Raw genomic sequence first — 13,489 nt, forward strand, 5'->3', positions numbered from 1 at the left:
TCTCTCTTTTCATCAGCGCCGCCAAAGCGGCGCTCAAAATTTTATGAATGCTTTTTCTTGGCGAAAATCACGCGCGCCAGGATATTCAGTAACAGTACGCACAGGGTGATCAACAGTACCCCGGCCCAGGCCAGCTGTTGCCATTCGGCGAACGGGCTCATGGCGAATTTGAAGATGGTCACCGGCAGGTTGGCGATCGGCTGCATCAGGTCGGTGCTCCAGAACTGGTTCGACAGCGAGGTGAACAGCAGCGGCGCCGTTTCCCCCGCGATGCGCGCAATCGCCAGCAGCACGCCGGTGATGATGCCGGACACCGACGCCTTCAGCGTGATGGCGGAAATCATGCGCCATTTCGGCGTGCCCAGAGCGTAGGCGGCCTCGCGCAGCGTATCCGGTACCAGCTTCAGCATGTTCTCGGTGGTGCGAATGACGATCGGCACCTGCAGCAGCGCCAGCGCCACGATGCCGGCCCAGCCGGAGAAGTGTTCCATCTTCGCCACCACGATGGTGTAAACGAACAGGCCCACCACGATCGACGGTGCGGACAGCAGAATGTCGTTGATAAAGCGGATCACTTCCGCCAGCCAGGATTTGCGGCCGTATTCCGCCAGATAGATGCCGGCCATGATGCCGAGCGGCGTACCGAAGATGGTCGCCCACAGGATCAGCAGGCCGCTGCCGGCGATGGCGTTGGCCAGGCCGCCGCCCGCGGTGTTCGGTGGCGGGGTCATCTCGGTGAACAGCGCCAGCGACATGCCGTCGAAGCCTTTGGTGACGGTGGCAATCAGGATCCAGATCAGCCAGAACAACCCGAACGCCATGGTCGCCATCGACAAGAACAGCGCGAGGCGGTTTTTCTGCCGGCGCCAGGCCTGCATTTTGCGGCGGCTTTCCGCCAGCACGACTGCGTTTTGCATATCCATCGTCGCCATGTTAACGCCCCTCATTCTTGGCCAGACGCATGATCATCAGTTTCGACAGCGCCAGCACGATAAAGGTGATAACAAACAGAATCAGGCCCAGCTCCATCAACGCGGCGGTGTGCACGCCGGACTCGGCTTCGGCGAATTCGTTGGCCAGCGCCGAGGTGATGCTGTTGCCCGGCATATACAGCGAAGCGCTGTCGAGCTGGTAGGTGTTGCCGATGATAAAAGTCACCGCCATGGTTTCCCCCAGCGCGCGGCCCAGGCCCAGCATCACGCCGCCGATAACGCCGTTTTTGGTGAACGGCAGCACGATGCGCCAGATGACTTCCCAGGTGGTGCAGCCGATGCCGTAGGCCGACTCTTTCATCATCACCGGGGTCTGTTCGAACACGTCGCGCATCACCGCGGCGATGTAAGGAATGATCATGATAGCCAGGATCACCCCGGCGGCCAGGATGCCGATGCCGAAGGCCGGGCCGGAGAACAGCTCGCCGACGATCGGAATGCCCGACAGCACTTCGCCCACCGGCGTCTGGAAATATTCGGCGAACAGCGGGGCGAACACGAACAGGCCCCACATGCCGTAGACGATGCTCGGAATGGCCGCTAACAGCTCAATGGCGATGCCCAGCGGCCGCTTCAACCAGTTCGGCGCCAGTTCGGTCAGGAACAGCGCGATGCCGAAACTGACTGGCACGGCGATGATCAGCGCGATAAGCGAGGTGACCACGGTGCCGTAGATCGGCACCAGCGCGCCGAACTGCTCCGCCGGCGCGTCCCACTCTTTGGTCCACAGGAAAGCGAAGCCGAATTTCTGCATGCTTGGCCAGGAGGCGAAGATCAGCGAAACGATGATGCCGCCCAGCAACAATAGGGTAATCAGCGCAGCCAGTCTCACCAGCGCGCTGAAAATGATGTCACCGTTTTTGCCCGGTGCTTTGATGGTCGGCTTGTACTCAGCCATAGATTACTCTCTGTTTGAACCCTGGCAGCCCCAACCGGGATTGGAGCCTGAAGAACTTGTGGGGCGCGGCGAACCCGCGCCCCTGCGTTGTTAGTACAGCGCTTTACCTGAACTGTCTTTTACGTTGGTTTTCCAGGCTGCACGCACCTGCTCAACCACTTCTTTCGGCAGGGTGGCGTAATCCAGCTCGTTAGCCTGTTTGCCGCCGGTTTTGTAGGCCCAGTCGAAGAACTTCAGCACTTCGGCACCCTGAGCAGGGTTTTTCTGCTCTTTGTGCACCAGAATGAAGGTGGTGGAGGTGATTGGCCACACGTTGTCGCCTTTCTGATCGGTCAGATCCTGAGCGAAGGTTTTGCTCCAATCCGCGCCTTTGGCGGCGTTGCTGAAGCTCTCTTCGGTCGGGCTGACCGGTTTGCCGTCGGCGGAAATCAGCTTGGTGTAAGCCAGGTTGTTCTGCTTGGCGTACGCGTATTCTACATAGCCGATAGAGCCAGGCAGACGCTGAACGAAGGCGGCGATGCCGTCGTTGCCTTTGCCGCCCAGACCGGTCGGCCAGTTAACGGTAGAACCGGCACCAATCTTCTCTTTCCACTGCGCGTTGGCCTTGGACAGGTAGCTGGTGAACACGAACGAGGTGCCGGAACCGTCGGCGCGGCGCACCACGGCGATGTTCTGGTCAGGCAGTTTCACGCCAGGGTTCAGCTTGGTGATAGCCGGATCGTTCCATTTTTTGACGTTGCCCAGGTAGATATCACCCAGGGTTTTACCGTCCAGAGTCAGTTCGCCGGATTTGATGCCCGGGATATTCACGGCCAGCACCACGCCGCCGATCACGGTCGGGAACTGGAACAGGCCATCGGCCGCCAGCTTGTCGTCAGACAGCGGGGCGTCGGAGGCGCCAAAGTCAACGGTGTTGGCCACGATTTGCTTCACGCCGCCAGAGGAGCCGATGCCCTGATAGTTAACTTTATTGCCGGTTTCTTTCTGATAAGAATCTGCCCACTTGGCGTAAACCGGAGCGGGGAATGTCGCACCTGCACCGGTCAGGCTGGCAGCAGCGAACGCGGACACGGCGGTCAGGGAGAAGGTCGCTGCCACAATACTGGCGACGGTGGTACGCATCAGTTTCATAATCCCTCCTAATGGGATATTTAAAATCGACTTCGAGTCGTTTTAATCAGAGTAAGTATTGCTGCAGGAGGGAAAATAGGACAGTTTGGTGACAGAAAAATGTACGCAATATGACAGTTATATTACAGCCTGTCTGAATGGTGTTTGTTTACTTATAAATCAATTCGTTAGATTAAAAACAGCGCAATTGCCAAACAATAAAAAAACCGTTTTGGCGCGACCTATCCGCTTGAATATGACAACCTTTATCGCCGAATCAACCTCGCCGTCATCTTTTACGTCGCTCATGAAAAAAGCCGGCGCGAAGGCCGGCTTTTGCAGTTTACCTGCGGCAAATTACTCTACGGTGACAGACTTCGCCAGGTTGCGCGGCTGGTCAACGTCGGTGCCTTTGATCAGCGCCACGTGGTAAGACAGCAGCTGCAACGGCACGGTGTAGAAGATAGGCGCCACGATTTCCTCGACGTGCGGCAGAGGAATGATGGTCATGCCTTCGCTGCTGACGAAACCGGCGTCCTGATCGGCGAACACGTACAGCTGACCGCCGCGCGCGCGCACTTCTTCAATGTTGGACTTCAACTTTTCCAGCAGTTCGTTGTTCGGCGCCACGACGATCACCGGCATATCGGCATCGATCAGCGCCAGTGGGCCGTGTTTCAACTCGCCCGCCGCATAAGCTTCAGCATGAATATAGGAGATCTCTTTCAGCTTCAGCGCCCCTTCCATGGCGATCGGATACTGATCGCCGCGGCCGAGGAACAGCGCATGGTGCTTGTCGGAGAAACCTTCCGCCAGCGCTTCGATCTGTTTATCCATCGACAGCATTTGCTCGATGCGCGCCGGCAGCGCCTGCAGGCCGTGCACGATCTCTTGCTCCACGCTTTCCGCCATGCCTTTCAGGCGGCCCAGGCGCGCCACCAGCATCAACAGCACGGTAAGCTGAGTGGTGAAGGCTTTGGTCGAGGCGACGCCAATTTCCGTACCGGCTTTGGTCATCAGCGCCAGATCGGATTCGCGCACCAGCGAAGAGCCGGCAACGTTACAAACGGCCAGCGAACCGAGATAGCCCAGCTCTTTGGACAGACGCAGCGCCGCCAGGGTGTCGGCGGTTTCGCCGGACTGCGACAGGGTGATGATCAGGCTGCCCGGACGCACCGCCGATTTGCGGTAACGGAATTCGGACGCGATCTCGACGTCGCACGGCACGCCGGCCAGCGCTTCGAACCAGTAACGCGCCACCATGCCGGAGTGGTAAGACGTCCCGCAGGCGATGATCTGCACGTGCTGCACCTTGGCCAGCAACTCGTCGGCGTGTGGGCCCAGCTCGCTCAGGTTGATTTGGCCATGGCTGAAACGCCCTTCCAGGGTGTTTTTCAGCGCCAGCGGCTGTTCGTAGATCTCTTTTTGCATGTAGTGGCGGTAAGCGCCTTTGTCGCCGGCGTCATACTGCACCTGGGATTCGATCTCAGGGCGCTCGATGGCGTTGCCCTGCTTGTCGAAGATGTTGACGGTGCGGCGAGTCACTTCCACCACGTCGCCCTCTTCCAGGAAGATGAAGCGACGAGTCACCGGCAGCAGCGCCAGCTGATCGGAAGCGATGAAGTTTTCCCCGACGCCGCGGCCGATAACCAGCGGGCTGCCGGAGCGCGCAGCGACCAGCACGCTCGGATCGCGGCTGTCCATCACCACGGTGCCGTAGGCACCGCGCAGCTGCGGGATCACGCGCTGAACCACTTCCAGCAGCGTACCACCCTGCAGCTGTTCCCAGTGCACCAGATGGGCGATCACTTCGGTATCGGTTTCAGAACTGAAGCGGTAGCCGCGTTCGATCAGCAGTTCGCGCAGCGGTTCGTGGTTTTCGATGATGCCGTTATGCACCACGGTAATGTAGTCGGAAACATGCGGGTGCGCGTTCGCTTCGGTCGGTTCACCGTGCGTTGCCCAACGGGTGTGAGCGATGCCGGTACCGCCGTGCAGATCGGTCTGCTCCGCCGCTTCGGCCAGTTTTTGCACCTTGCCTACGCGACGCAGGCGACTGACGTTGCCCTGCGCGTCGACCACCGCCAGACCGGCGGAGTCATAACCGCGGTACTCGAGACGACGTAAACCTTCCAACAGGATTTCTGCGATATCACGTTGCGCTACTGCGCCTACAATTCCACACATCAGTTGTATTCCTAATGAACGCCCTTCATGGGCGCTTTCGATGCCTTGACCTGATTTTTGCCGGTTTTTACCGTGCAGCCCCGAGCCTGTAGATGGTGGGGTTATTATGTTTTGTATTGGGCTCGTGAACGGAGCCCAACGCAAAACACACTATGACTTCTTCTTCACCGGACGTTGCCAGCCCTGAATATGCACCTGCTTGACGCGGCTCAGCACCAGTTCGTTCTCGGCGATATCGCGCGTCACCGTGGTGCCGGCGGCGATGGTGGAGCCTTTGCCGACCGACACCGGCGCCACCAGCTGAGTATCGGAACCGACGAACACGCCGTCGCCGATCAGCGTCTTGTGCTTGTTGGCGCCATCGTAGTTGCAGGTGATGGTGCCGGCGCCAATATTCACGTCATCGCCAATTTCGGCATCGCCCAGGTAGCTGAGGTGACCGGCCTTGGAGCCTTTGCCCAGTCGCGCCTTCTTCATTTCCACGAAGTTGCCGACGTGAGCACCTGCCGCCAGCTCCGCGCCAGGGCGCAGGCGGGCGAACGGCCCCACGGTGCACTCGGCTGCCAACACGCTATCTTCCAGCACGCTGTAAGGGCTGATCTCGCAGTCATCACCGATCACGCAGTTTTTCAGCACGCAGCCGGCGCCGATTTTCACCCGGTCGCCCAGCTTGACGCGGCCTTCGATAATTACGTTCGCATCAATAGTGATGTCGCGACCGTGAACAAGTTCCCCGCGCAGATCGAAACGCGCCGGATCCAACAGCATCACACCGGCCAACAGCAGTTTTTCAGACTGTTCCGACTGGAATACACGCTCCAGGCTCGCCAGCTGCAGGCGGTTGTTCACGCCTTCCACTTCGCTCAGACGCGACGGGTGCACGGCTTCGATTTTCTTGCCGTCGGCATGGGCCAACGCAATGATATCGGTAATGTAAAACTCGCCCTGGGCGTTGTCGTTATTCAACATTCCCAGCCAACGCTTCAGATCTCGACCATTCGCCACCAGGATGCCGGTATTGATCTCGTTGATTTGACGCTGCGCTGCGCTGGCGTCTTTGTGCTCGACGATGCCCACCACGTCGCCGTTCTCGCGAACGATGCGGCCATAGCCGCTCGGGTCATCCAGCTTGACCGTCAGCAGGCCGATGCCGCCCTGCGGCTTGGCCGCCAACAGGCGTTGCAGCGTATCGACGGAGATCAACGGCACGTCGCCGTACAGCATCAGCACGTCTTCATCGTCGGCAAAATGTGGCGCGGCCTGCTGCATTGCATGACCGGTACCCAGTTGCTCGGCCTGCAGTACCCAGTTCAGCGCGCCGTCAGTCAACGTGCTTTTCAACAGATCGCCGCCGTGGCCGTATACCAGGTGAACCTGTTGCGCACCCAGCTTCATCGCGGCGTCAATGACGTGCTGCACCATCGGCTTGCCGGCCAACGGGTGCAACACTTTGGGAAGATCGGAATACATGCGCGTACCCTTGCCCGCGGCGAGGATAACCACGCTCATTGCGCTGTTCGACATAAGCAACCTGATAACTCCATTTTGATAGACGAAAGTAAAACCGTTTAGCGACGATATTACTACATATTTCTCTGCACGAACCCGGCGCAGACCGCGTGGGCCTTGGCCTGCCGCTATCGCGGCCAATTCGGCGCCGGGGCGAAAAAATTGTCGGCGATCGGCGACGTTTCTTTCCCGATATCAGGGGTTATACACCACTCTGCACGCCGGGCTGAAATGCTTATTTTAAAGTAAAAAAAAAGCGACCCTATAGGCCGCTTTCTTAAAGTTGGGTGCTATGCACCCAAACATTACATCGCTTTTCTGGTGAGCTCGATAACGCGCAGTTTTGCGATCGCTTTCGCCAGTTCAGCGGATGCCTGAGCATAGTCGACATCGCCATGAGAGCTGCGAATGTGTTCTTCAGCTTTACGCTTAGCTTCCAACGCTCTCGCTTCGTCGAGGTCAGTACCACGGATAGCAGTGTCCGCCAGCACGGTAACCACGCTCGGCTGCACCTCGAGGATGCCGCCGGACAGGTAGATGAACTCTTCTTCACCGTGCTGCTTAACAATACGCACCATGCCAGGCTTGATGGCAGTCAGCAGCGGCGCATGGCCAGGGAAGATCCCCAGTTCACCTTCGCTGCCTGTCACCTGGATCTTCTGCACCAGGCCGGAAAACATCTGTTTTTCCGCGCTGACTACATCCAGATGGTAAGTCATAGCCATATCACCCTCCTCTCAAGGCGTTACAGTTTCTTGGCTTTTTCCACTGCTTCTTCAATGGTGCCAACCATGTAGAACGCCTGCTCCGGCAGGTGGTCATAGTCGCCGTCCATAATGCCTTTGAAACCACGGATGGTGTCTTTCAGCGATACGAACTTGCCCGGAGAACCGGTGAAGACTTCTGCCACGAAGAACGGCTGAGACAGGAAGCGTTGGATCTTACGCGCACGGGATACGACCAGTTTGTCTTCTTCAGACAGCTCGTCCATACCCAGGATCGCGATGATATCTTTCAGTTCCTGGTAGCGTTGCAGAATGGACTGCACGCCACGCGCTACGTCGTAGTGCTCCTGGCCAACTACCAGCGGATCCAGCTGACGGCTGGTGGAATCCAGCGGGTCAACGGCCGGGTAGATACCCAGAGAAGCGATGTTACGGCTCAGTACCACGGTTGCGTCCAAGTGCGCAAAGGTGGTGGCTGGAGACGGGTCAGTCAAGTCATCCGCAGGAACGTAAACGGCCTGTACGGAAGTGATCGAACCGGTCTTGGTCGAAGTGATACGTTCTTGCAGAACGCCCATCTCTTCCGCCAGCGTTGGCTGATAACCTACCGCGGATGGCATACGGCCCAGAAGTGCGGACACTTCGGTACCAGCCAGGGTGTAACGGTAGATGTTGTCAACGAACAGCAGAACGTCGCGGCCTTCGTCACGGAATTTCTCCGCCATGGTCAGACCGGTCAGCGCAACGCGCAGACGGTTACCTGGTGGCTCGTTCATCTGGCCGTAAACCAGGGATACTTTGTCCAGAACGTTGGAGTCGGTCATTTCGTGGTAGAAGTCGTTACCCTCACGAGTACGCTCGCCCACGCCCGCAAACACGGAATAACCGGAGTGCTCGATCGCGATGTTACGGATCAGCTCCATCATGTTTACGGTTTTACCTACGCCCGCACCGCCGAACAGACCGACTTTACCGCCCTTGGCGAATGGACAAATCAGGTCCATTACCTTGATACCGGTTTCCAGCAATTCTTGGGAGCTGGACAGCTCTTCGTAGCTTGGTGCCGCGCGGTGAATCGCCCAACGCTCTTCTTCGCCGATGTCGCCTTTCATGTCGATCGGTTGACCCAATACGTTCATGATACGGCCCAGGGTCGCTTTACCCACCGGCACTTCAATCGGGTGGTCCAGGTTGTTCACTTTCAGACCGCGACGCAGACCGTCGGAGGTCCCCATTGCGATACAGCGAACCACTCCACCGCCCAGCTGTTGCTGAACTTCCAACACCAGTTTTTCGGTGCCGTTTTCTACCTCAAGGGCATCGTACACTTTTGGTACGGCATCCTGAGGGAACTCGACGTCCACCACGGCGCCGATTACCTGGATAATCTTTCCAGTAGCCATCTTGAATCCTCTACGTAATTCGTAAACCTAGCTTAAACCGCGGAGGCTCCCGAAACGATCTCGGTGAGTTCCTGAGTGATGCTGGCCTGACGCGCCTTGTTGTATACCAACTGCAGCTCTTTGATCAGGCTACCGCCGTTATCGGTTGCGGCTTTCATCGCGACCATTCGTGCGGCCTGCTCGCTGGCCAGGTTTTCCACGACGCCCTGATAAACCTGCGACTCCACATAGCGGCGCAGCAAGGTATCAAGCAGCACTTTTGGATCGGGTTCATACAGGTAATCCCAAGGCGTTTTCTTCAGCTCTTCGTCATCGGCTGGCGGTAACGGCAGCAGCTGAAGCACCTGCGGCTCTTGGGACATCGTATTAACAAATTTGTTGCTGACAATGTACAGCTTGTCCAAACGACCTTCGTCGTAGGCCTGCAGCATCACTTTCACCGGCCCGATCAGATCCGACAGGGAAGGTTTGTCCCCCATGCCGGTCACCTGGGCAACTACGTTGCCGCCCACGGAACCAAAGAAAGAGGCCGCTTTAGAGCCAATCAGCGCCAAATCGGTTTCGACGCCTTTTTCGGACCAGGCTTTCATCTCCGCCAGCAGCTTTTTGAACAGGTTGATGTTCAAGCCGCCGCAGAGACCACGGTCAGTAGACACCACCAGATACCCGACGCGCTTAACGTCACGCTCATCCAGGTACGGGTGCTTGTACTCCAGATTCCCTAACGCAAGGTGACCAATCACTTTGCGCATGGTCTCTGCATAAGGACGGCTGGCCGCCATGCGATCCTGCGATTTACGCATTTTGGAGGCGGCGACCATTTCCATCGCTTTAGTGATCTTTTGCGTGTTTTGCACGCTAGCGATCTTACTACGTATCTCTTTTGCGCCGGCCATCTCTGCTTCTCCTCAGTGCCAGACGGCCTGCTGTCTTTCAACAGCAGGACCGTTCGGCGTTACCAGGACTGGGTTTTCTTGAAGGTCTCGAGGATGTCTTTCAACTTGCCCTCGATCTCATCATTGAAGTTGCCAGTTTGGTTGATGTGGTTCAGCAGCTCGGCGTGCTCGCGGTCCGCATAGGCTACCAGCGCGGCTTCGAAGCTCACCACTTTGGCGACTTCGACGTCGTTCAGGTAACCGCGTTCTGCGGCAAACAGCACCAGAGACTGTTGTGCGACCGACATCGGCGCATACTGTTTCTGTTTCAGCAGCTCGGTCACTTTCTGACCGTGGCTCAGCTGTTTGCGGGTCGCGTCGTCCAGATCGGATGCGAACTGGGAGAACGCAGCCAGTTCACGATACTGCGCCAGCGCGGTACGGATACCGCCGGACAGTTTCTTCATGATCTTGGTCTGCGCGGCGCCACCAACACGGGATACGGAGATACCCGGGTTAACTGCCGGACGAATACCGGAGTTGAACAGGTTGGATTCCAGGAAGATCTGACCATCGGTAATCGAGATTACGTTGGTCGGAACGAACGCGGAAACGTCACCCGCCTGGGTTTCAATGATCGGCAGAGCGGTCAGTGAACCGGTTTGGCCTTTAACTTCACCTTTGGTGAAGGCTTCAACGTATTCGGCGTTAACGCGCGCTGCACGCTCCAGCAAACGGGAGTGCAGGTAGAATACGTCGCCTGGGTAAGCTTCACGACCTGGCGGACGACGAAGCAGCAGGGAAATCTGGCGGTAAGCAACGGCCTGTTTGGACAGGTCATCGTACACGATCAGCGCATCTTCACCGCGGTCACGGAAGTATTCGCCCATTGCGCAACCGGCGTATGGCGCCAGGTATTGCAGTGCAGCAGACTCGGAAGCGGTCGCCACTACCACGATGGTGTTGGCCAGTGCGCCGTGCTCTTCCAGTTTGCGCACCACGTTAGCAATGGTGGACGCTTTCTGGCCGATAGCCACGTAAACGCATTTGATGCCGGAGTCGCGTTGGTTGATGATCGCATCGATCGCCAGCGCGGTTTTACCGGTCTGACGGTCACCGATCACCAGCTCACGCTGGCCACGGCCGATTGGAATCATGGCGTCAACGGATTTGTAGCCAGTCTGAACCGGCTGATCAACGGACTGACGCTCGATAACGCCTGGCGCGATAGCTTCTACCGGAGAGAAACCGTCGTTCTCAATCGGGCCTTTGCCGTCGATTGGTGCGCCCAGGGTGTTAACTACGCGGCCCAGCAGACCACGACCGACTGGAACTTCCAGGATACGGCCGGTGCATTTCACCTTCATGCCTTCGGCCAGATCCGCGTACGGACCCATGACCACGGCACCGACGGAGTCGCGCTCCAGGTTCAATGCGATTGCGTAACGGTTGCCAGGCAGCGCGATCATTTCGCCCTGCATAACTTCGGCCAGGCCGTGTACGCGGATGATCCCGTCGCTGACGGAAACGATAGTACCTTCATTGTGAGCTTCGCTCACTACATTGAACTGAGCAATGCGCTGCTTGATCAGTTCGCTGATTTCGGTGGAATTCAGTTGCATGCTCCAGTCCCCTTAAGACTGCAAGACGTCTGTCAGGCGTTCAAGACGACCGCGAACGCTGCCATCAATCACCATATCGCCGGCGCGAACAACGATGCCGGCCAGTACAGACTTGTCAATTTTGCAATTCAGCTTAACTTTGCGTGACAGACGTTTTTCCATCGCAGCGGCGATTTTCGCCTGCTGTTCGTCGCTCAGCGCGCTCGCAGAGAGCACTTCGACTTCGACGGTGGATTCCAGCGAGGCGCGCAGTTCGATGAACTGCTGCAGCACGGCAGGAAGAACCAGTAAACGTCCATTTTCGGCCATTACACGGATAAAGTTCTGGCCATGTTCGTCGAGCCGATCGCCACAAACCGCGATGAACGTCTTGGACAGCGTTTCTGGCGCAACCGCGCCAGACAGCAGTTCAGAAATCTGTTCATTGCGAGTGACTTCAGCCGCAAACGCCAGCATGTCCTGCCAGCGCTCTACGCTTTGGTGCTCAACGGCAAAGTCAAAAGCTGCTTTGGCGTAGGGGCGAGCTACAGTTACAAATTCAGACATCAGCCCCTCCCTCCTTACAGTTCAGCGACCAGTTTATCAACGATGTCGCTGTTAGCAGCTTCATCCACGGAACGTTCGATGATCTTCTCGGCGCCGGCAATTGCCAGCATCGCGACTTGCTTACGCAACTCTTCACGAGCGCGCTTACGTTCGGCTTCGATCTCAGCCTGAGCCTGCGCCACGATTTTGTTACGTTCCTGCTCGGCTTCGGCTTTCGCTTCATCCATGATCTGAGCTTTGCGTTTGTTCGCTTGCTCGATGATCACCTGAGCTTCTGCTTTAGCAGTTTTCAGCTGGTCGGTCGCATTGGCTTGCGCTAAGTCCAGATCTTTTTTGGCACGCTCTGCAGAAGCGAGGCCGTCAGCGATTTCTTTCTGACGTTTCTCGATGGCAGCCATGATCGGCGGCCATACGTACTTCATGCAGAACCAGACAAACAGAACGAACGCGATGGCCTGGCCGAGGATTGTTGCGTTAAGATTCACAGCACAATGCCTCTTTAAAAGTTAATAGTTTGGTTACGTCGTAGAGGATTGCTCTACTTACGCGACGGCGAACATCACGTACAGACCCAGACCTACAGCGATCATCGGGATGGCGTCGACCAGACCCATAACGATAAAGAACTGTGTACGCAGCAGAGGAATCAGGTCAGGCTGACGAGCAGCGCCTTCCAAGAATTTACCACCCAGGATGCCGATACCGATCGCAGCACCGATTGCCGCTAAACCCATCATCACAGCGGCAGCCATGTACAGCAGATCCATACTCAGGTTTTCCATGACAGTCTCCAGTTTGTTTCAGTTTAAAAGTGCAAGTGTTTTAAGAAAATCAGTGCTCTTCAGACGCCATCGACAGATAGACGATCGTCAGAACCATGAAAATAAAGGCTTGAAGCGTAATGATCAGGATGTGGAAGATAGCCCAAGGCAAGCTCAGGACCCACTGTGACCACCACGGCAACAGGCCGGCAATCAGGATGAAGATCAACTCACCCGCATACATGTTGCCGAACAGTCGCAGACCCAGTGAAACAGGTTTGGACAGCAGGCTGACACCTTCAAGAATCAGGTTGATAGGAATGAATACAGGGTGGTTGAACGGCTGCATGGTCAACTCTTTAACGAACCCGCCAACGCCTTTCATTTTGATGCTATAGAACAGAATCAGGATAAACACGCCCAGCGCCATAGACAGCGTGACGTTCACGTCGGCGGTAGGCACTACGCGCAGCGCAGGCAGACCGAGAACGTGAGTGCCGAGATAAGGCAGGAAGTCTACCGGAATCAGGTCCATCAGGTTCATCAGGAACACCCAGACGAACACGGTCAGTGCCAGCGGCGCAATCACCTTGCTCTTGCCGTGGTACATGTCGCGCACGCTGCTGTCGACGAAACCGACCACCAGCTCCACGGCGGTTTGCAGTTTACCCGGCACGCCGCTGGTGGCGTTTTTGGCCACTTTGCGGAAGATCACCAGGAAGAGCGCCCCGAGGACGACGGAGAAAAACATCGAGTCGAGGTTAATCGACCAAAACCCAGTCCCGACCTGAAGCTGCGTCAGGTGGTGACCGATATACTCCTGTGGAGTCAAGACTTCTCCTGCAGACATGATGCCTCTTA

At 57.0% G+C, this 13,489-nt stretch carries 13 protein-coding genes; all 13 read right to left on the reverse strand.

Annotated features, from left to right (window positions below; translation table 11 throughout):
* Nucleotides 1-41: 41 nt before the first annotated feature.
* On the reverse strand, nt 42-932 hold the full coding sequence (gene pstA / locus GKN89_RS17055; RefSeq protein WP_019455481.1) for a phosphate ABC transporter permease PstA: 891 nt from the start codon (nt 930-932) through the stop codon (nt 42-44).
* A 1-nt stretch (nt 933) separates the two neighbouring features.
* Nucleotides 934-1,890, reverse strand: coding sequence for a phosphate ABC transporter permease PstC (pstC, locus tag GKN89_RS17060; protein WP_004933822.1), 957 nt, complete (start codon nt 1,888-1,890; stop codon nt 934-936).
* Nucleotides 1,891-1,980: 90 nt separating this feature from the next.
* Nucleotides 1,981-3,021: a phosphate ABC transporter substrate-binding protein PstS gene (gene pstS / locus GKN89_RS17065; protein WP_063918282.1), complete on the reverse strand. Its 1,041-nt coding sequence runs from the start codon at nt 3,019-3,021 to the stop codon at nt 1,981-1,983.
* 336 nt (nt 3,022-3,357) lie between these two features.
* On the reverse strand, nt 3,358-5,187 hold the full coding sequence (gene glmS / locus GKN89_RS17070) for a glutamine--fructose-6-phosphate transaminase (isomerizing) (protein WP_025160296.1): 1,830 nt from the start codon (nt 5,185-5,187) through the stop codon (nt 3,358-3,360).
* 150 nt (nt 5,188-5,337) lie between these two features.
* Complete coding sequence (gene glmU, locus GKN89_RS17075) at nt 5,338-6,711, reverse strand: bifunctional UDP-N-acetylglucosamine diphosphorylase/glucosamine-1-phosphate N-acetyltransferase GlmU (protein WP_154747413.1); 1,374 nt, start codon at nt 6,709-6,711, stop codon at nt 5,338-5,340.
* Between the two features lie 290 nt (nt 6,712-7,001).
* The gene (locus tag GKN89_RS17080; protein WP_004933814.1) at nt 7,002-7,421 is read right to left on the reverse strand and encodes a F0F1 ATP synthase subunit epsilon; all 420 of its coding nucleotides are present in this window, start codon (nt 7,419-7,421) and stop codon (nt 7,002-7,004) included.
* A 20-nt stretch (nt 7,422-7,441) separates the two neighbouring features.
* A complete protein-coding gene (gene atpD / locus GKN89_RS17085) occupies nt 7,442-8,824 on the reverse strand; it encodes a F0F1 ATP synthase subunit beta (protein ID WP_004933813.1) in 1,383 nt (460 codons plus the stop codon).
* A 32-nt stretch (nt 8,825-8,856) separates the two neighbouring features.
* The gene (gene atpG / locus GKN89_RS17090; RefSeq protein WP_004933811.1) at nt 8,857-9,720 is read right to left on the reverse strand and encodes a F0F1 ATP synthase subunit gamma; all 864 of its coding nucleotides are present in this window, start codon (nt 9,718-9,720) and stop codon (nt 8,857-8,859) included.
* Nucleotides 9,721-9,779: 59 nt separating this feature from the next.
* On the reverse strand, nt 9,780-11,321 hold the full coding sequence (gene atpA / locus GKN89_RS17095) for a F0F1 ATP synthase subunit alpha (RefSeq protein WP_004933808.1): 1,542 nt from the start codon (nt 11,319-11,321) through the stop codon (nt 9,780-9,782).
* Between the two features lie 12 nt (nt 11,322-11,333).
* The gene (gene atpH / locus GKN89_RS17100) at nt 11,334-11,867 is read right to left on the reverse strand and encodes a F0F1 ATP synthase subunit delta (RefSeq protein WP_025160298.1); all 534 of its coding nucleotides are present in this window, start codon (nt 11,865-11,867) and stop codon (nt 11,334-11,336) included.
* 14 nt (nt 11,868-11,881) lie between these two features.
* Entirely contained in the window at nt 11,882-12,352 is a 471-nt protein-coding gene (gene atpF, locus GKN89_RS17105) for a F0F1 ATP synthase subunit B (RefSeq protein WP_004933804.1), read from the reverse strand.
* 57 nt (nt 12,353-12,409) lie between these two features.
* Entirely contained in the window at nt 12,410-12,649 is a 240-nt protein-coding gene (atpE, locus tag GKN89_RS17110) for a F0F1 ATP synthase subunit C (protein WP_004093904.1), read from the reverse strand.
* Nucleotides 12,650-12,698: 49 nt separating this feature from the next.
* A complete protein-coding gene (atpB, locus tag GKN89_RS17115; RefSeq protein WP_025160299.1) occupies nt 12,699-13,478 on the reverse strand; it encodes a F0F1 ATP synthase subunit A in 780 nt (259 codons plus the stop codon).
* Between the last annotated feature and the right edge of the window lie 11 nt (nt 13,479-13,489).

Origin of the sequence: Serratia sp. YC16 (genome assembly GCF_009707615.1) — a bacterium.
In the GTDB taxonomy this organism is placed as follows: domain Bacteria; phylum Pseudomonadota; class Gammaproteobacteria; order Enterobacterales; family Enterobacteriaceae; genus Serratia; species Serratia surfactantfaciens.

Bases quoted from the DNA above. Each gene is read 5' to 3' on its own strand.
- pstA (WP_019455481.1), bottom strand. From the start codon at position 932: ATGGCGACGATGGATATGCAAAACGCAGTCGTGCTGGCGGAAAGCCGC.
- pstC (WP_004933822.1), bottom strand. From the start codon at position 1,890: ATGGCTGAGTACAAGCCGACCATCAAAGCACCGGGCAAAAACGGTGAC.
- pstS (WP_063918282.1), bottom strand. From the start codon at position 3,021: ATGAAACTGATGCGTACCACCGTCGCCAGTATTGTGGCAGCGACCTTC.
- glmS (WP_025160296.1), bottom strand. From the start codon at position 5,187: ATGTGTGGAATTGTAGGCGCAGTAGCGCAACGTGATATCGCAGAAATC.
- glmU (WP_154747413.1), bottom strand. From the start codon at position 6,711: ATGTCGAACAGCGCAATGAGCGTGGTTATCCTCGCCGCGGGCAAGGGT.
- GKN89_RS17080 (WP_004933814.1), bottom strand. From the start codon at position 7,421: ATGGCTATGACTTACCATCTGGATGTAGTCAGCGCGGAAAAACAGATG.
- atpD (WP_004933813.1), bottom strand. From the start codon at position 8,824: ATGGCTACTGGAAAGATTATCCAGGTAATCGGCGCCGTGGTGGACGTC.
- atpG (WP_004933811.1), bottom strand. From the start codon at position 9,720: ATGGCCGGCGCAAAAGAGATACGTAGTAAGATCGCTAGCGTGCAAAAC.
- atpA (WP_004933808.1), bottom strand. From the start codon at position 11,321: ATGCAACTGAATTCCACCGAAATCAGCGAACTGATCAAGCAGCGCATT.
- atpH (WP_025160298.1), bottom strand. From the start codon at position 11,867: ATGTCTGAATTTGTAACTGTAGCTCGCCCCTACGCCAAAGCAGCTTTT.
- atpE (WP_004093904.1), bottom strand. From the start codon at position 12,649: ATGGAAAACCTGAGTATGGATCTGCTGTACATGGCTGCCGCTGTGATG.
- atpB (WP_025160299.1), bottom strand. From the start codon at position 13,478: ATGTCTGCAGGAGAAGTCTTGACTCCACAGGAGTATATCGGTCACCAC.